The following is a 16,965-nucleotide window of genomic DNA, read 5'->3' as shown; positions in this document are numbered from 1 at the left end:
TGATCAACGCAATTCGCCTTAACGCGAAATCGTCGCCATCAGCCCTTCGGCATCCTGGATCGGCCCCTCGCTGCTGATCAGCGCCGACAGGATCGGGTCCTGCATCACCTCGGCCAGCGGTTCCGGCTGGCCGTTCACCAGCGCGATGGCGCTGACCAGACGGATGCCGTGGCTGTAGTCGGCGTAGATCGATTCGTGCACCGTCGAGAGCGGCTGGATCGGATCGCCCGCGCCGCGGTGCCAGCCGTAGATAGCGACCTTGCCGGGGTGGTCGAGCAGGCGGTTGGTCATCACCACGTCCTTCTTCTGCCCGGCGATCAGTTCGTCAGCCACGCCTGCGGCGCTGCCCAACTGGGCATCCACGGTCTGGTTGTGGCGCAGCAGGTAGCCGGTCGACGTCATCTGGTCGCCCGCCGGCATCGGCTGCGGCGACAGGCGGATGCGCGCCTGGGCGTAAATCGCATCGACCATCTTCGGCGTCGGCAGCAGGAACCCCAGCCGCAGCGCCACCTGTGCCGCCGTCGGCAGGCCGAGCGGGGTGCGCACGAAATCGCGGTTGGTGCCGACCGAGAGGTAATCCGGCATGACGCAGATCGTCACCCGCATCGTCTGGCCGCCGAACTGGCCGGAGAAGTTCACCGGCACCAGGTCGCGCAGGAACAACGGGATGTTGCCGGCCAGCAACTGGCGTTCGAGCACCGCGTCGCGTTCCTTGCCGCGCAGGTCTTCCACGCCCGCCATCACCGCCGCGCCGCCGGGCGCCGTCGCCGACCGCACCGGAATGGCGGCCGCAGTCGCCCGCGCGCAGGAGGAAAGTGGGGAAATTGACGTTGCCGCCCATCCGCCCGTGCCCGCAATCAGCCCCGTTCCCAGCGCCAGCCCAAAAACCCGCATTTTCCGCATGTGTTCGTTCATTCCGTTCCTGACCCTTCTGCTCGACCGGGTCAATTATGATGGTTGTTTCCTTTCCATCGGGTGAAGAGGGGGCATCCGTCAAGCGAGGTGCGGAAAGGCACGCGGAAAGCTGCCCATTCGCCCGCTGTCTCGGCGCGATCCCGCCGGAAACGCCCGGTTTCGCGCCGTGGCGGCCGCGTCGGCCCGAGGTTGACAGCGCCACCCGCTTGCGCCGAAGGTCGCCCCCGACTCCAGCGGAAGGACAAACGATGCGCGAGATGTGGACGTTTTGGCGCGGCGCCTGGCATCAGGGCGACCTGCGCATCCTCGGCGCATCCTCGCACGGCACCTGGCTTGGCAGCCTCGTGTTCGACGGCGCGCGCCTCTTCGAGGGCATCACGCCTGACCTCGACCGCCACTCGGCCCGCGTCAACGATAGTGCCCGCGCGCTGGGGCTGGAGCCCACGCTGACCGGCGACGCGATCGAGGCGCTGACGCGCGACGGGCTGAAGAAATTCGCGCCCGGCACCGACGTCTACATCCGCCCGATGTACTGGGCCGAAGACGGCGCGATGGCGGTGATCGTGCCCGACCCGTCCTCCACCGATTTTGCGCTGTGTCTGGAGGCGATGCCGATGGCGGCACCCGCAGGCTTCGGCCTGACCACCACCCGCTTTCGCCGCCCGACGCTGGAGGTGATGCCGGTCAATGCCAAGGCCGCCTGTCTTTACGCCAACAACGCGCGGATGCTGCGCGAGGCGCAAAGTCGCGGCTTCCAGAACGCGCTGACCTGCGACGCAAACGGCAATGTGGCCGAACTCGCCACCGCCAACGTGTTCCTGACCCGGGGCGCCGAGGTCTTCACCCCGGTGCCCAACGGCACCTTCCTGAACGGCATCACCCGGCAGCGGGTGATCGGCCTGCTGCGCGCGGCGGGCGTCACGGTGCACGAGGTCACGCTGGGCCTGGACGATTTCCACGCGGCGGACGAGATTTTCTCGACCGGCAACATCTCGAAGGTGGTGCCCGCGGTGCGGTTCGAGGATCGCACGCTGGCCTTCGGCCCGATCGCGCAACGGGCCCGCGCGCTTTACTGGGAGTGGGCGCATTCCGGCGCGCCCGCGCTCTGACCCCGTCACACCGCCGACAGGACAATTCGAAGCCCGAGGGAACCCCCGCGATGACCAAGCCCGTCACCTTCCTGCACCTCACCGATCTGCACATCTCGGCGCCCGAGGCGGGCGACACGACGCTGCACAGCGATACGCTGGCAACGCTCGACGCCGTGCTGGACCGGATCGCGGGCATGGACCGCGCGCCCGATTTCGTTGTCGTCAGCGGCGATCTGACCAACCTTGGCGACGCCGCCAGCTATCGCCTGCTGGCCGGGCGGCTGGCGCGGATCACGGCGCCACTGGTGCTGGCGCTGGGCAACCACGACCGGCGCGAGGGGTTCCGGCAGGTCATGCTGGGCGAGCCCGGCGACGCGCCCCATGCCCATGATCGGGTGCTGGCCGGGGTGCATGTCATCGTGCTCGACAGTCTGGTGCCGGGCCGGGTCGCGGGTGCGCTGGGCCCCGATCAGTTCGCCTTCCTCGCCGCGGCGCTGGACCGCCACCCGGACCTGCCGAAGCTGGTCGTCGTGCACCACCCGCCCGCACTGGACCGCGAGGCCGAGATCACCTGGCACTCGCTCGGCTGGGACGACAGCGCCCGGCTGGCCGAGGTGCTGCGGGGCAGGGGCGTGGTGGCGCTGCTGTGCGGCCACGTCCATGTGCCGCGCGTCACGCTCTGGCACGGCCTCCCGGTGATCGTCGGCAACGGCTTGCACAACACCATCGACCCGCTGGTGAGTGCGGAAATGTCGATCACCGACGGCACCGGCTTCGGCCTGTGCACGCTGCGCCCCTCGGGGCTGACGGTGGAGTTCGTGGCGATGCCGCACACCGGGCGCGTGCTGGACCGGGTGTCGCTGGCGGTGCTGCGGCAGATCGCCTGAACCGCCTCAAGCCCGCCCGGTGCGCCCCATCAGCGCGCCAAGCGCCGCCATCGCCAGCACGATCAGCCCGCCCCCGATCAGTGCCGAGGCGATGTAGCCAAACGCCGGGCTGTGCAGGAAGCCCGGCGCGTAATCCGGCATCGGCGCGGTCCAGACATGCGCCAGCCGCGCCAGCCCCTGCGGCACCACCGCGGGCGGCGCGATGCCGCCCGAGGCATCGGCAATGTCGGCCCGTGTCGCGGCATCGCTCAGATCGCCCGGCCCCCATTCGCCCCAGGCCATGCCGCCCGCGATCAGGCCGAGCGGGCTGGCCAGCATCAGCGCGCCGACCGCGGCCCAAAGCCCGCGCGTCACTCGCCAGCCCGCGGCGGCCGAGGGCGCCAGCAACTCGGGCTGCGCGCGTTGCAGCCAGGCCACCACGCCCGCGCTCAGCACCGCCTCGGCGGCGCCCGCCAGCGTCAGATGCGCCAGCATCATCGCGGGCAGCGCCACCGCCAGCGGGTAGGGCGCGTAAAGCGGCGTTCCGGCGGCGTCGTGAAAGAGCCAGGGCTGCGCCCCGAACTCCAGCGCCGCGCAGACGGCCGAGGCGTTGATCGCGACATAGCCCGCGATGCCCGCCGCCACCGCCCGGCGCGGCGCGATCACCGCCGCGCGGCCCGCGATCACGCGGTAGACCGCCCAGGCCGTGAAGCAGCCCACGATGGCCATGTTGAAACTGTTGGCGCCGAAACTGGTGATGCCGCCGTCGCCGAAGAACAGCGCCTGAATCGCCAGTGCGACCGAGATCGACAGAAGCCCCGCCCAGGGCCCCAGCAGGATCGCCGCCACCCCCATGCCGACCGCGTGCGCGGTGGTGCCGCCCGGAATCGGCAGGTTGAACATCATCACCGTGAAGCAGAAGGCCGACACGACCGCCAGCATCGGCACCGTGCGCCCCTGCATCCGCGCCTTCACCCGCGTCAGCCCGCGCATCCAGAACGGCAGCGCCACCGCATAGGCCACCGCACAGGTCGCCGGACTCAGGTAGCCGTCGGGGATGTGCATCGTGGGGCCTCGTCGCTCGGGTGCGCGAGCATCGTCGCACAGGCGGGCCTCGCGTCAACCGCGATGTTCCGCCGCAGCGGGATAATTAGCTTTACCCTAACCAAAGCGGCGCAAAGTTATGCTTTTTCCTTTCCGCCGCCTGCGACAGAATGTCCGCCAATCCCGTCAGGATGTCGGGAACCCGGAAAGGACCGAAGAATGTCAGTCGAAACGGTAGAGGTGCTGGTGGTCGGCGCGGGCCAGGCCGGCGTGGCGATGAGCGAGCACCTGAGCAAACGCGGCGTGCCGCACCTCGTGCTTGAACGGAGCCGGATCGCCGAACGCTGGCGCTCGGAACGCTGGGACTCGCTGGTGGCCAATGGCCCGGCCTGGCACGACCGCTTTCCGAGTCTGGCCTTCCCGGGCGACCCCGATGCCTTCGTCGCCAAGGAGGACATCGCGGATTACTTCGTCGCCTATGCCGACAGGATCGCCGCCCCGATCCGCTGCGGCGTCGAGGTCACCGAGGTGCGACGCAACGAAGGCCGCCCCGGCTTTCGCGTTCAAACCTCGCAGGGCGTGATCGAAGCCGGCTATGTGGTGGCCGCCACCGGCCCGTTCCAGCGCCCGGTCATCCCGGCCCTCGTGCCGCAGACGGCGGGGATCACCCAGATCCACTCCACCGCCTACCGCAACCCCGCGCAACTGCCCGAGGGCGCGGTGCTGGTGGTCGGCGCCGGCTCTTCGGGGGTGCAGATCGCCGATGAGCTTTTGCAGGCGGGGAAGCGCGTCTATCTTTCGGTCGGCCCGCATGATCGCCCGCCGCGCAGCTATCGGGGGCGCGATTTCGTCTGGTGGCTCGGTGTGCTGAACAAATGGGATGCCGAGGCGACGCCCGGCGCCGAGCATACCACGATCGCGGTCAGCGGGGCCGACGGCGGCCATACCGTCGATTTCCGCCACCTTGCCGCGCAGGGTATGGTGCTGCTCGGGCGGACCGAGGCGTTCAAGGATGGCGTGATGCACTTCGCGCCGGACCTCGCGGCCAATCTGGCGCACGGCGATGCCAACTACCTCTCGGTGCTGGACGAAGCCGATGCCTATGTCGCGCGCAATGGCCTCGACCTGCCCGAGGAACCCGCCGCCCGCCTCATCGACGCCGACCCGGCCTGCGTGACCGACCCGATCCTGTCGCTCGATCTGGCCAAGGCCGGGATCACCACGATCCTCTGGGCCACCGGCTTCGCGCTCGATTTCGGCTGGTTGAAGCTGGACGCCTTCGACGCCAACGGCCGCCCCCGGCATCAGCGCGGTGTTTCGGTCGAGCCGGGGCTCTATTTCCTCGGGCTGCCGTGGCAGACGCGGCGCGGGTCGTCCTTCATCTGGGGCGTCTGGTACGACGCCAAGTATGTGGCCGATCACCTCGCCAAGCAGCGCGGCTATCTGGCCTACTCCCCGTCCCCGGCGCATGCGACGGTAGACGCCTGACCGACGCCCCGCCAGACATCTGACCGAACGGAGACCCCGATGGCCCATACCCGCATCCGCCCCTTCAACACGAAGGACACCTACCCCGAGCAGAAGCTCGACAACGATCTGTGTCAGGCCGTCGTGGCCCGCGGCACGATGGTGTTCCTGCGCGGCCAGTGCCCGCAGGATCTCGACACCGCGAAGAACATCAACAGCCATGATCCGGTGGAGCAGACCCACAAGGTCATGCAGAACATCCAGCAGCTCATCGAGGAGTGCGGCGGCAAGATGGAGCATCTGTGCAAGGTCGTCGTCTACCTGACCGACGTGCGCCACCGCGAGGCGGTCTACCGCACGATGGGCGAATACATCAAGGGCGTGCACCCGGTCTCGACCGGCGTCACCGTCACCGCGCTGGCCCGCCCCGACTGGCTGGTCGAGATCGACGCCACCGCCGTGATCCCGGACTGAGGCACCCGGCCGATGCTCCCGGGGCGCTGCCCCCCAGCCCGCCCACGGGGCAGGCGTTCTTCGCTGGAAATCCTCCACTGGAGGATTTCCGGACGCTCATCACCCCGGGATATATGTTGCCAAGATGATCGGATGGTTCTTCATCTTGGTCCGAGTATCCCACGGGGGTTCGGGGGTGTGAAACCCCCGGCGCCCGGCCAAAGGAGACCGCGCATGACCTTTTCCATCGTTGCCCGCTGCGCCGAAACCGGCCAGTTCGGGGTCGCCATATCGTCCTCCAGCCCCGCCGTGGCGGCGCGTTGCGCGCATGCGCGGGCGGGGTTGGGGGCGGTGGCGAGCCAGAACGTGACCGATCCGCGGCTGGGGCCGCAGGCGCTGGACCTGCTGGCGCGGGGTGCTTCGGCGGGCGAGGCGGCGGCGATCCTGCGGCGCGGGATGGCGCATCCCGACTACCGTCAGCTGCTGGTGGTGGACGCGGCGGGGGGCGTGGCGATCCATTCGGGGGCGCGCGCGCTCGGGGTCTGGGCCGAGGCGACGGGCGCGGATTGCGCGGCGGGGGGGAACCTGCTGGCCGATGCCGGGGTGCCTGCCGCGATGGTGGCGGCGTTCGGCGCGGCGGCGGGGAGCCTTGGCGACCGGTTGCTGGCGGCGCTGCGGGCCGGGCTGGCCGCCGGGGGCGAGGCGGGGCCCGTGCGCTCGGCCGGGCTGCTGGTGGTGGACCGCGAAAGCTGGCCCTTCGTCGACCTCAGGATCGACTGGGCCGACGATCCGATCGGGATGCTCGGGGCGGCGTGGGAGGTGTTCGCGCCGCAAGCCACGGCTTACGTCACCCGCGCGCTGAACCCGGTAGCGGCGCCAAGCTACGGGGTGCCGGGGGATGAGTGACGGGGGCGACCGCTACGGCGTGCTGTTCGAGCCGGTCCGGATCGGGCCGGTCACCGCGAAGAACCGCTTCTTTCAGGTGCCGCACTGCAACGGCGGCGGCTACCGCGACCCCTCCGCCGCCGCCGAAATGCGGCGGGTGAAGGCCGAGGGCGGCTGGGGCGTGATTTTCACCGAGCAGACCGAGATGCACCACACCTCGGAAATCACGCCGTTCATCGAGCTGCGGCTGTGGGAGGACAAGGACATCCCGGCGATCGCGAAGATGGCCGACCGGATGAAATCGCACGGGGCGCTGGCGGGGATCCAGTTGGCCTATTCCGGCATCAACGGGCCGAACCTCTATACCCGCGAGGTGCCGCTGGCCCCGACCGCGCTGCCGATCCGCACCTTCACCAACGATCCGGTGCAGGCCCGCGCGATGGACAAGGCCGATATCCGCAACCTGCGGCGCTGGTTCGTGACGGCGGCGAAGCGCAGCCGGGCGGCGGGGTTCGACCTGATCTGCCTTTACGGCGCGCATGGCTTCGGCATCTTCCAGCATTTCCTGAGCCGCGCCACCAACCAGCGCACCGACGAATACGGCGGCAATCTGGAGAACCGATCCCGCTTTGCGCGCGAGGTGATGGCCGATCTGCGCGATGCGGTGGGCGATACGATGGGGTTAAGCCTGCGGGTGTCTCTGGACGAAACCATTGGCGAGCTTGGCTTTTCCAACGCCGAGCTGCGCGAGTTCATCGAGATGAACCGCGATCTGCCCGACCTGTGGGATCTGGCGCAGGGGACGTGGGAGGCCTGTTCCGGCCCGTCCCGCTTCAAGGACGAGGCGGCGCAGTATGACCTCGTGCGCGGCATCCGCGCGCTGTCGGACAAGCCGATCGTCGGGGTGGGTCGGTTCACCAGCCCGGATGTGATGGTGAAGATGATCACCTCGGGCACGCTCGATTTCATCGGCTGTGCGCGGCCCTCGATCGCCGATCCGTTCCTGCCCAAGAAGATCGCCGAAGGGCGGATCGAGGATATCCGCGAGTGTATCGGCTGCAATGTCTGCGTGTCGGGCGACATGACGCAGTCGATCAGCCGCTGCACGCAGAACCCGACCTTCATGGAGGAATGGCGCAAGGGCTGGCACCCGGAACGCATGAATCCCAAGGGGTTGAGCGACACAGTTCTGGTGATCGGCTCTGGCCCGGCGGGGCTGGAGGCGGCGCGGGCGCTGGCCCTGCGCGGCTACGACGTCGCGGTGGCGGAGGCGGGCGAGGCGATCGGCGGGCGGGTGACGCGCGAGCGCAAGCTGCCCGGCCTGTCGGCCTGGGGCCGGGTGGTCGATTACCGGCAGTACCAGTTGTCGCAGCGGCCCAACGTCGAGATTTACCGGGGCAGCCGGTTGACGGCGGCCGAGGTGCTGGAGTTCGGGTTTCAGCATGTCGCGGTGGCGACGGGCTCGCATTGGCGGCGCGACGGGGTGGCGCGGCAGCATGTGGTGGCGATGCCGATGGACCCGGCCATGCCGGTGTTCACGCCCGACGATCTGATGGCGGGCAAGGTGCCGGGGGGAGATGTGGTCGTCTATGATGACGACCACTACTACATGGGGGGCGTTCTGACGGAACTGCTGGTGCAGAAGGGGGCGCGGGTCACGCTGGTGACGCCGGCGCCCCATGTCAGCGACTGGGCGCGCAACACGCTGGAACAGGCGACGATCCACCGGCGGCTGGCCGGGCTGGGGGTCCGGATCGTGCTGAACACCGGGGTCGCGGCGATCCTTGGCGACGGCGTGGAAACCTCTTGCAGCTATACCGATGCGCGCGGCCACATCGGCTGCGATGCGGTGGTGGTGGTGGCCTCGCGCAGGTCGGAGGATGCGCTGTTCCACGACCTTGAGGCGCGGGAAGGCGACTGGGCCGACGCGGGCATCCTCTCGGTGAAAGTCATCGGCGACGCCTGCGCGCCGGGTCCGATCGCCTGGGCGACCTATGCCGGGCACCGCTATGCGCGCGAACTGGACGAGCCGGACCGGGGCGATGCGCCGTCGTTCCGGCGCGAAGTGGCGCGACTGGAGGATTAGCGCGCAAGGCGTTGGGAAGGTTGCGGAATCGGGATACCGAAAAAGCACCGAAACCACACCGAAACCACACCGACGTTGGCACCGTTTCGGCCCGTTCAGCCCGCCTGCGGCACGAAGTCGTGCGCCAGCGCCGAAACGAGGTCGGAGCGCGTGACGATGCCGACGAGGCGGCCATCGTCGAGCACCGGCACCGCCTCGGCCTGACCGTCCTTCAGCATCGCGATCAGTGCGGCGGCGGGGGTTTGCGGCGCGACGGTGGGGATGCCGCGCTCGGCGATGGTGTCGGCCGCGGCTGTCGCCATGCCATCCGAAAACGCCTGCCGGATCACGTCGATCTGGAAGATCATGCCGGTCAGCCGACCGCCCTCGGTCACCGGCAGCGAGGTGAACCCGTGGCGGCGGAACAGGTCCGCCACCTCGGACAGGGGCGTATCCGGGGCCACCGTCACGAGGTCGCGCGACATGATCCCGGCACAGGTGAGCGCGCCGAGGCGATGGCCCGCCGCCGCCGTTTCGGCCGCCTCGATCAGGCGGGCGAAGTCCTCGGGGCCAAGGTTCGCGTCTTGCCGGAAATCCGTCAGGATCTGACGCAACTCGTCGGCGGTCAGGCCCAGCCGCCGCTCGGGCGCTGGGTCGGCGGTGCCGTGCGCGCCGCCGGGCGCGGGCTGGCGGAACGGGTAGACGCGGCCGGTGGCGCGGTTCCAGGCGATCGCCGTCAGCGCCAGCGCCAGCGTGCCGCCCCCGGCGGCGACCAGCGCGAAGCGCGGCCCCATCTCGCGCACCATCGGCGCGTTCAGCGCCGACAAGAGCGCGACAGCGCCGCCCGGCGGGTGCGTGGCGCGGGCCAGCGCCATGATCAGGATCGCCGCGCCGACCGCCAGCGCGACGGCGGCCACCGGGTCGGGAACGAGGCTGACCACCGCCCAGGCGACCAGGCCCGAAAGCGTGTTGCCCACCACCGCCGACCACGGCTGCGCCAGCGGGCTGTTCGGCACCGCGAACATCAAGACTGCCGAGGCGCCGAGCGGCGCGATCAGAAAGAGGCCGGTGCCCTTGTCGACCAGCACAGAGAACAGGAAGGCGGCCAGCACGGCCAGCCCCAATGCGGCGCCCGCCGAGGCCCGTAACACCTCGCGCGGGTGCGGGGCGCCGATGGCGGGGCCGAGGGCGTGACCAAGGCGGGTCAGGGCGGGGGGAAACATCCGGGTTCGCACAGGCGCCGTCAGTTCCGCGTCACCGGGCGCGAGCGCATCCGCGCCACCGTCTCGCGTTCCGCCCGCTTACAGCGCAGCGGCGGCAGGCTGCGATCCATCAGCGCCATATCCTCCAGCACCATGTCGCCCATCCGCTTGAAGGCGACATCGAGCGCCCCGGCGCGGTGGGCCGAACGCAGGAAGCCCTTCATCGCGCGGACCGGGTGATCGGCCGGCAGCGGTTCGAGCGGGAACACGTCCGACGCGGCGGTGATGTGGCCAGCGGCGACCGCCGCCATCAGCGCGTCGAAATCGACCACATCGGCGCGGCTGAGCAGGATGAAGGCGGCGCCTGGCCGCATTTTCGCGAAGGCCTCGGCGTTCAGGAAACCGCGGTTTTCGGTGGTGACGGAGGCGGTGACGAAGACCACGTCGCTTGCGCTCAGCACGGTGTCGAGGTCGGCGGGGATCACGCCCGCCTCGGTCAGCATCGAGGGCGGCAGCCAGGGGTCGTAGGCGCGGATGACGGGGCGAAAGCCGGTCAGCACCTCGCGCAAGCTGCGGCCGAGGTCGCCGAAGCCGATGATGCCGACCTCGGCCCCGGTCAGCAGGCGCGCGCTGGCGTTGCCGTCGCTGCCCCAGAGCTCGCGCCGCTGGCGGAAGGCAAGGTCGGCCTCGGTCACGCCCCGGAACAGGTCCAGCGCGAGGGCGAGCCCAAGCTCGGCCACCGGGCGGGCAAAGACGGCGCCGGTGGTGACGACGTGGATGCCGCGCCGGAACAGTTCGGCATAGGGCATGTTGTCGATCAGGTTCGACTCGACGTTCAGCACCGCCCGCAGGCTGGCAAGCCGCATCAGCGTCAGTTCCGACAGCGGCGGCTGGCCGAGGATGTAGCGCGCCTCGCGCAGCACGTCGTCAGGCAGCGCGTCCAGCGTGTCGGCACCGGTCTCCACCACCTCGTAAGCGTCGTGCAGGCGGGCGCGGGCGGCGGGGGTGAAGATCAGATCGAGGCTGCGCGGTTCGGGCGCAGCGATGACGATGGGCTTGGGCATGGCGTCCTCCGGTTGGCGGCACCTTAGGCGCGGCGGCCGGGCAGTTAGAAGGGGGAAAGTGCAACGGCCTGACCATGCGGGCAGGTGGATTGCCGCGCCCGCGCCCCCATACTCAAGGGCAGGCAGATGGAGGCATGAGATGGACGGACAGACATTGCAGGCGGTTTCGGGCGAACTGGCGGCGCTGACGGCGACGGCGGGTGGCGTGGTGGTGGCGGTCGAGGGGCGCGAGACGCGGGCGAGCGGCTTCGTCTGGCGGCCGGGCTGGGTGGTGACGGCCGACGAGGCGTTGGGCGAGGACGACGGCTATAGCGTGACGCTGGCGGATGGCACCACGGTCGCAGCGCGGCTGCGGGGGCGGGATGCCTCCACCGATGTGGCGCTGCTGAAGCTGGAGGGTGACGGCGGGCAGGCGGTGACGGCCAGCGCTGTCGCGCAGGCGGGCGCGCTGGCGCTGGCGCTGGGCCGGGCCGAGGGCGATGTGCTGGCCGCCTTCGGTGTCGTCAGCCGGGCGGGTGCCGCATGGCGGTCGATGCGCGGCGGGGTGATCGACGCGCGGGTGGAACTGGCGCTGCGGCTCGACCGGCGGGCCGAGGGCGGGCTGGTTGTCGGCGTGGACGGCGCGGCGCTGGGGATGGCGGCGTTCGGGCCGCGTCGGCGGGCGCTGGTGATCCCGATGGCGACGGTGGACCGGGTGGCGGCGGTGCTGGCGGACGGCGGCCGGATCGCGCGGGGCTATCTGGGCGTCGGCCTGCAGCCGGTGGCGGTGGACGGGCACGACGGGATGGCGGGGATGGTCGTCAGCCTTGACGCCAGCGGGCCGGGTGCCGCGGCGGGCCTGCATCAGGGCGATATCGTGGTCAGCCTTGATGGCGCGCCGATCCGGGGGGTGCAGGATCTGACCGGGGCGCTGGGGCCGGAGAGTGTGGGCCGGGTGATGGTGCTGGGGCTGCGGCGCGCAGGCGGCGCGGCCAGCGTCTCCGTCACCGTGGGGGAAAGGCCGGCGGCGTGAGCGAGCCCCTGACCCTTGCGCTGACGCTGGCCGACGCGGCGCTGGCCGACCGGCTGGCGGCGCTGCTGGCGGGGGTGCCGGGGCTGCGGCTGGTGGCCGATCCGGCGCAGGCCGATGCGGTGATCGGCCCGCCCCCGGCGCCGCGTAGCGAGCCGACCACCGCCCTGACCCCGCGCGAGGGCGAGGTGCTGGCGCTGCTGGCCGAGGGTGCCTCGAACAAGGGGATCGCGCGGCGGCTGGGGATTTCGGTGCATACCGCGAAGTTCCATGTGCGGTCGCTGATGGACAAGATGGATGCCTCGGGGCGCACCGATGCGGTGGCGCAGGCGGCGCGGCTGCGGCTGATCGAGTTGTAGGGGCGGAAAGGGCGCGCGCCGCGGTGTCGCATCGAGATCGATCGGTCGGGCGGCTGCGGCTGCGGTCTGCGGCGTCGAGGCGATGCCCGCGATGATGAGGGTGGACAGCACGCCGCCGTTGGCGCGCGCGTTGTCGCTGCGGCGGATCTCCGCGATGGCGAAGACGATGGCGCCGAGCCCGAAGACCCGCGCACGCGCCAATGCCGCGAGGACGCGCCGGCCATCCGCGACCGCCGCAAGACCCGCGACCGCGGTGCCCGTTGACGTGCCACTGTCCACCCTTTGCATCTGGGGTGTCGACGCACCTTTTGCGCCCCGAACTTCAACCCCTTTTGCCGCAGCAGGGGCACGGCGAACAACAGAGCCCGAGGCGGTGCCGATCTGGTCCGCGTCCGGGCGCGGGGCGCCGGACACATGTCGGCCTTGACCTGTGTCAACGCGGGACGTGGTGGCGCTGGCTAGCCTTGGCCCCAACGCCCAGGGGGCCCGGCGACCGGTCGGGTGGGTGTGCGAAGGAGGCCATTATGGACAGACGATCCTTCCTTGCGGCGCTGGTCGCTGTGGGTGTGCTGCCGCGACCCGTGGTCGCTGAAGGCATCGCCGCCCCGGTGCCCGCCTCGGCCGGAACGGGGGCCACGCTTTACATCCCCGGCTACTGGCCGGATCGTGCGGTGCTGCACGGCATGGCTGCCGACCGCTGGTGGCGCAAGACGAAGAACCACGGGCAGGGGGCCGGGCAGTTGAGCCTGCTGACCCGGATCGGGCCGGACGGTGGCATCCGGCAGGCGGTCTTTCCGGTGCAGGGGCATGACGTGGAAATCGCGCCCGACCGCAAGAGCGGCTTCTTCGGCCGGATGGATTACGGCGCCGAGCCGGGTGCCGCGCATCACGTCGCCTTCGATCCGGAAACGCTGGAGCAGATCGGCCAGGGCCGCCCGCCCAAGCCGGGCTGGCGCGGCGGCGGGCATGGCATCCATTCGGAATCCGGGGACGTGCTGCTGACCACCGAGCGCGCACCGCTGAAGGGCTACGCCGGCCACCCCGAGGCGCATTACGGCCTGATCGCGGTGCGCGATCCGGTCACGCTCAAGGTGCTCGACACGATCCCCTGCCACGGCATCGACCCGCATGAGATCCGGCTGCTGCCGGGCGGCAAGCAGGCGGCGGTGGCCAACTACGGCTCGGTTGCCCCGCCGGGGCGCCGCAGTCTGGATCCGCCGCGCGATGTGGTCGAGGCAAGCGTGACGATCGTCGATCTGGCCAGCGGCGCGCTGGTGGAAAAGCATCCGGCGACCGCACCGGAAACCGAGTTGCGCCACCTGACGGTCACGCCCGATGCGCGCGTCCTCGCGATCCGGGTGCGGCTGGGGCGCACGGGCGACGATCGGCGCTATCTCGACCCGGAGGTGGCGGAGGAAGCCGACATCACCGCCGACGCCGGCCAATGCTTCCTGCCCGCCACGCCGCTGCTGTTCCACGCGGGCACGCCCGCCGGGGCGGTGTGCGGCGATGCGACGGTGGCGGACCTGATGCGCCACGGCCTGTCGGTGAAATACGACGCCGACCACGACGAGGTGATCGCCACCTTCCCCTCGTCGCAGCGGGTGATGGTGTTCGACGCGCAGACCGGCGCGCTGAAGCGGGCGATCGACACCGCCGCGCTGGGGCTGCGCTATCCCTGCGGGCTGGTGCTGCTGCCCGACGGTGTGCACTACGCGGTGACGGGCTACTGGCAGGGGCTGTTCGTCTTCACCCGCGGCGAGCACGCGGTGCAGCGCGAGTTGTGCCACTATCCGATGCTGTTCGGCCACAGCCACATCGCGGCGGTCTGAGGCGCCCCCCCTTGCGCCCGGCCGGGGCTTTCGCGCATCACTGGGCCGGGCGTCCTGCGCGCGCTCGCGAAAGGCCCCGCCATGCCCGACCACATCTTCGGCCGTTCGACCAGGACCAGACCACCCACGGCGGTGCGCGGCGAGGGCTGCTATCTGATCGACGCCGAGGGCAAGCGCTACCTCGACGGCTCGGGCGGGGCGGCGGTGTCCTGCCTTGGCCACTCCGATCCGGATGTGCGCGCGGCGCTGCATGCGCAACTGGACGCGCTCGCCTTTGCCCATACCGGCTTTTTCACCTCGGAGCCCGCCGAGGCGCTGGCTGACCTGCTGATCGCCCATGCGCCCGAGGGGATCGCGCGGGTCTACCTCGTGTCGGGCGGGTCCGAGGCGATGGAGGCGGCGCTGAAGCTCGCCCGGCAGTTTTTCCTGGAGATCGGTGAGCCGAGGCGCCACCGCGTGATCGCCCGGCGGCAGAGCTATCACGGCAACACGCTGGGCGCGCTGGCCACCGGCGGCAACGCCTGGCGCCGCGCCCAGTTCGCGCCGCTGCTGGTGGAAACGACCCATATCGCACCCTGCTACGCCTACCGCGACCGCCGCGACGGCGAGACGCCCGAGGCCTACGGCCTGCGCGTGGCGGATGAGCTGGAGGCCGAGATTCTTCGCCTCGGCTCCGAAACGGTGATGGCCTTCGTCGCCGAAACCGTGGTGGGCGCCACCGCGGGCGCAGTGCCGCCGGTGCCGGGCTATCTCGCCCGCATCCGCGAGATCTGCACGCGGTATGGCGTTCTGCTGATCCTCGACGAGGTGATGTGCGGCATGGGGCGCACCGGCCACCTGTACGCCTGCGCCGAAGACGGCGTTGCCCCCGACATCCTGACCATCGCCAAGGGCCTGGGGGCGGGCTACCAGCCGGTCGGCGCGATGCTCTGTTCGGGCGCGATCTACGGTGCGATTGCGGCGGGGTCGGGCTTCTTCCAGCACGGCCACACCTATCAGGGCCACCCGTTGGCCGCCACCGCAGGCCGGGCGGTGCTGGAGGCGGTGCTGGGGCGCAACCTGCTGCCGCGGGTGCGCGAGATGGGCGACAGGCTCGACGCCGCGCTGCGGGCGGCGTTCGGGCAGCATCCGCATGTCGGCGACATCCGGGGGCGGGGCTTGTTCCGCGCGCTGGAACTGGTGGCGGACCGCGAGACCAAGGCACCGTTCGACCCAGGCCGCGGGGTCAACAGGATCGTCAAGGCCGCCGCCTTCGAGGCCGGGCTGATCTGCTACCCGATGGGCGGCACCATCGACGGCGTCACCGGCGACCATGTGCTGCTGGCGCCCCCCTTCATCATCGACGACGCCCAGATCGGCGAACTGGTCGACAAACTCGGCCGCGCGATCCGGGTGGCCACCGGTGTCTGAGGTCCGGGGGGCTGAGGTGCGGGTGGCCGGGCTGGTGCTGGCGGGGGGGCAGTCGCGGCGGATGGGTGGCGGTGACAAGAGCCTGCGCCTGCTCGGCGGGCGGCCGTTGATCGCGCATGTCATCGACCGGCTGGCGCCGCAGGTCGGGCCGCTGGCGATCAGCGCCAATTCCGACCCGGCGCTGTTCCGGGCGTTCGGCCTGCCAGTGCTGGCGGACACCGTCGCGGGGTCTGCCGGACCGCTGGCCGGGGTGCTGGCGGGCATGGTCTGGGCCGCCCGCGATCCGGTGCTGACCCATCTGGCGACGGCGGCCACCGATACGCCGTTCTTTCCGCGTGATCTGGTGGCGCGGTTGCTGGATCAGGCGGCAGAGGGGCGGATCGTGCTGGCCCGCTCGTTCGGCCGCTGCCAGCCGGTGTTCGGGCTCTGGCCGCTGGCGTTGCGGGGCGACCTGGCCGACTGGCTGGCCCAAGGCGACTCGCGCAAGGTGCAGGTCTGGGCCGCGCGCCACCCGCTGGCCGAGGTCGATTTCACCCCCGATGAGGCGGGCGCGCCCGACCCGTTCTTCAATGCGAACACGCCCGAAGAGCTGGCCGAGGCCGAGGCGATGCTGGCAACCGGCGCGACCTGAGGGCCGCGAAACGCATTCCCGTTTGACGGGCGCGATCCGGGCTGGCGCGACATCCGGCGTCAGAACAGCAGTTTGTAGCTGTTGCCGAGGCTGTCGGTGACCGTGCCGGTGCCGCTTTCGGTGCCGGAGCCGGTGATGAAGGTGCCCTGCACGCGGGTGCCGTCGTTGCAAACGGCATAGATCTCGCCCGAGTTGATGCCGCCCACGTCCTTGGTCGAATTCGTGTACCTGCCGCCGGTGTCGCGCAGCGTCAGTGCGAGGCCACGCTCATGCGAGACGATCTTGGGGGCGACCGAGGTCCAGGTGCCCTTGCAGCGCGCCCTCGTGGGCGGTGGCAGGCGGAAGGCGATGTCGCCCGAGGTAGCGCTCTGGTGGCCGAGCGCGATGGTGATGGTCTGCGACGGGTCGTTCGTCGCGATCGGACCCGCCACCGGATAGAGACGCAGATCGACGGTCTTGCTGCCGCAGGCAGCGCTGACCGACAGCAGGCAAAGACAGCTCAGGACACGCATTTTCACGGACGGAACACCTTCGGGTTCGGGATGGACTTGCTGTCCAGGGCCGTGTCTTGCCACCGATGGACCCTGAATGCGCTGGCTGGGGCGCTAGGATTCGAACCTAGGTATGGCGGTACCAAAAACCGCTGCCTTACCGCTTGGCGACGCCCCAACT

The 16,965-nt window shown here is 70.6% G+C and carries 16 protein-coding genes and 1 tRNA gene; 11 read left to right on the top strand and 6 right to left on the bottom strand.

Features of this window, described 5'->3' with window-relative positions; translation table 11 throughout:
* Positions 1–18 precede the first annotated feature (18 nt).
* Entirely contained in the window at positions 19–894 is an 876-nt protein-coding gene (locus tag AC11WY_RS07490) for a hypothetical protein (protein ID WP_482924056.1), read from the bottom strand.
* A gap of 269 nt (positions 895–1,163) precedes the next feature.
* Here AC11WY_RS07490 and AC11WY_RS07485 point away from each other — a divergent pair, with 269 nt between their 5' ends.
* Both AC11WY_RS07485 and AC11WY_RS07480 read left to right on the top strand, forming a co-directional pair.
* Positions 1,164–2,024, top strand: a complete 861-nt coding sequence (locus AC11WY_RS07485) for a branched-chain amino acid aminotransferase (RefSeq protein ID WP_482924055.1) — start codon at positions 1,164–1,166, stop codon at positions 2,022–2,024.
* Between the two features lie 50 nt (positions 2,025–2,074).
* Positions 2,075–2,893 (top strand): metallophosphoesterase, encoded by an 819-nt coding sequence (locus tag AC11WY_RS07480; RefSeq protein WP_482924053.1) that lies wholly within the window; start codon positions 2,075–2,077, stop codon positions 2,891–2,893.
* Between the two features lie 6 nt (positions 2,894–2,899).
* Here the strand turns inward: AC11WY_RS07480 and cbiM are convergent, their stop codons facing one another.
* Positions 2,900–3,937 carry a cobalt transporter CbiM gene (gene cbiM, locus AC11WY_RS07475; RefSeq protein ID WP_482924052.1) on the bottom strand — a complete coding sequence of 346 codons (1,038 nt, stop codon included), beginning with the start codon at positions 3,935–3,937 and terminating at the stop codon, positions 2,900–2,902.
* 198 nt (positions 3,938–4,135) lie between these two features.
* Here cbiM and AC11WY_RS07470 point away from each other — a divergent pair, with 198 nt between their 5' ends.
* The 4 genes from AC11WY_RS07470 (at position 4,136) to AC11WY_RS07455 (ending at position 8,807) form a co-directional block, all read left to right on the top strand.
* Entirely contained in the window at positions 4,136–5,404 is a 1,269-nt protein-coding gene (locus tag AC11WY_RS07470) for a flavin-containing monooxygenase (RefSeq protein ID WP_482924050.1), read from the top strand.
* A 39-nt stretch (positions 5,405–5,443) separates the two neighbouring features.
* A complete protein-coding gene (locus tag AC11WY_RS07465; RefSeq protein ID WP_482924049.1) occupies positions 5,444–5,857 on the top strand; it encodes a RidA family protein in 414 nt (137 codons plus the stop codon).
* A 213-nt stretch (positions 5,858–6,070) separates the two neighbouring features.
* A complete protein-coding gene (locus tag AC11WY_RS07460) occupies positions 6,071–6,742 on the top strand; it encodes a DUF1028 domain-containing protein (RefSeq protein WP_482924047.1) in 672 nt (223 codons plus the stop codon).
* A complete protein-coding gene (locus AC11WY_RS07455) occupies positions 6,735–8,807 on the top strand; it encodes an oxidoreductase (protein WP_482924046.1) in 2,073 nt (690 codons plus the stop codon). The genes AC11WY_RS07460 and AC11WY_RS07455 overlap by 8 nt, the downstream gene beginning before the upstream one ends.
* 95 nt (positions 8,808–8,902) lie before the next feature.
* Here the strand turns inward: AC11WY_RS07455 and AC11WY_RS07450 are convergent, their stop codons facing one another.
* Both AC11WY_RS07450 and AC11WY_RS07445 read right to left on the bottom strand, forming a co-directional pair.
* Entirely contained in the window at positions 8,903–10,009 is a 1,107-nt protein-coding gene (locus tag AC11WY_RS07450; RefSeq protein WP_482924045.1) for an HPP family protein, read from the bottom strand.
* 20 nt (positions 10,010–10,029) lie between these two features.
* A complete protein-coding gene (locus AC11WY_RS07445) occupies positions 10,030–11,052 on the bottom strand; it encodes a hydroxyacid dehydrogenase (protein WP_482924043.1) in 1,023 nt (340 codons plus the stop codon).
* A gap of 139 nt (positions 11,053–11,191) precedes the next feature.
* Between AC11WY_RS07445 and AC11WY_RS07440 the strand changes: the two genes are divergently transcribed.
* The 5 genes from AC11WY_RS07440 (at position 11,192) to mobA (ending at position 16,293) form a co-directional block, all read left to right on the top strand.
* Entirely contained in the window at positions 11,192–12,064 is an 873-nt protein-coding gene (locus AC11WY_RS07440) for a S1C family serine protease (RefSeq protein ID WP_482924042.1), read from the top strand.
* A complete protein-coding gene (locus tag AC11WY_RS07435; protein WP_482924041.1) occupies positions 12,061–12,420 on the top strand; it encodes a helix-turn-helix domain-containing protein in 360 nt (119 codons plus the stop codon). Before AC11WY_RS07440 ends, AC11WY_RS07435 begins: the two co-directional genes overlap by 4 nt.
* A 524-nt stretch (positions 12,421–12,944) precedes the next feature.
* Positions 12,945–14,252, top strand: coding sequence for a DUF1513 domain-containing protein (locus AC11WY_RS07430; RefSeq protein ID WP_482924039.1), 1,308 nt, complete (start codon positions 12,945–12,947; stop codon positions 14,250–14,252).
* 81 nt (positions 14,253–14,333) lie between these two features.
* Complete coding sequence (locus tag AC11WY_RS07425) at positions 14,334–15,662, top strand: aspartate aminotransferase family protein (protein WP_482924038.1); 1,329 nt, start codon at positions 14,334–14,336, stop codon at positions 15,660–15,662.
* Positions 15,655–16,293, top strand: a complete 639-nt coding sequence (mobA, locus tag AC11WY_RS07420; protein ID WP_482924037.1) for a molybdenum cofactor guanylyltransferase MobA — start codon at positions 15,655–15,657, stop codon at positions 16,291–16,293. The genes AC11WY_RS07425 and mobA overlap by 8 nt, the downstream gene beginning before the upstream one ends.
* A 59-nt stretch (positions 16,294–16,352) precedes the next feature.
* Here the strand turns inward: mobA and AC11WY_RS07415 are convergent, their stop codons facing one another.
* Entirely contained in the window at positions 16,353–16,805 is a 453-nt protein-coding gene (locus AC11WY_RS07415; RefSeq protein WP_482924140.1) for a hypothetical protein, read from the bottom strand.
* An 82-nt stretch (positions 16,806–16,887) separates the two neighbouring features.
* Positions 16,888–16,962 (bottom strand) — tRNA-Gln (locus tag AC11WY_RS07410).
* Positions 16,963–16,965: the final 3 nt, after the last annotated feature.

This window comes from Solirhodobacter sp., from assembly GCF_964715405.1.
Note: the sequence above shows the minus strand (reverse complement) of the source record. Positions and strands in the feature narration are given on the sequence as shown.

Bases quoted from the DNA above. Each gene is read 5' to 3' on its own strand.
- AC11WY_RS07490 (WP_482924056.1), bottom strand. From the start codon at position 894: ATGCGGGTTTTTGGGCTGGCGCTGGGAACGGGGCTGATTGCGGGCACG.
- AC11WY_RS07485 (WP_482924055.1), top strand. From the start codon at position 1,164: ATGCGCGAGATGTGGACGTTTTGGCGCGGCGCCTGGCATCAGGGCGAC.
- AC11WY_RS07480 (WP_482924053.1), top strand. From the start codon at position 2,075: ATGACCAAGCCCGTCACCTTCCTGCACCTCACCGATCTGCACATCTCG.
- cbiM (WP_482924052.1), bottom strand. From the start codon at position 3,937: ATGCACATCCCCGACGGCTACCTGAGTCCGGCGACCTGTGCGGTGGCC.
- AC11WY_RS07470 (WP_482924050.1), top strand. From the start codon at position 4,136: ATGTCAGTCGAAACGGTAGAGGTGCTGGTGGTCGGCGCGGGCCAGGCC.
- AC11WY_RS07465 (WP_482924049.1), top strand. From the start codon at position 5,444: ATGGCCCATACCCGCATCCGCCCCTTCAACACGAAGGACACCTACCCC.
- AC11WY_RS07460 (WP_482924047.1), top strand. From the start codon at position 6,071: ATGACCTTTTCCATCGTTGCCCGCTGCGCCGAAACCGGCCAGTTCGGG.
- AC11WY_RS07455 (WP_482924046.1), top strand. From the start codon at position 6,735: ATGAGTGACGGGGGCGACCGCTACGGCGTGCTGTTCGAGCCGGTCCGG.
- AC11WY_RS07450 (WP_482924045.1), bottom strand. From the start codon at position 10,009: ATGTTTCCCCCCGCCCTGACCCGCCTTGGTCACGCCCTCGGCCCCGCC.
- AC11WY_RS07445 (WP_482924043.1), bottom strand. From the start codon at position 11,052: ATGCCCAAGCCCATCGTCATCGCTGCGCCCGAACCGCGCAGCCTCGAT.
- AC11WY_RS07440 (WP_482924042.1), top strand. From the start codon at position 11,192: ATGGACGGACAGACATTGCAGGCGGTTTCGGGCGAACTGGCGGCGCTG.
- AC11WY_RS07430 (WP_482924039.1), top strand. From the start codon at position 12,945: ATGGACAGACGATCCTTCCTTGCGGCGCTGGTCGCTGTGGGTGTGCTG.
- AC11WY_RS07425 (WP_482924038.1), top strand. From the start codon at position 14,334: ATGCCCGACCACATCTTCGGCCGTTCGACCAGGACCAGACCACCCACG.
- AC11WY_RS07415 (WP_482924140.1), bottom strand. From the start codon at position 16,805: ATGCGTGTCCTGAGCTGTCTTTGCCTGCTGTCGGTCAGCGCTGCCTGC.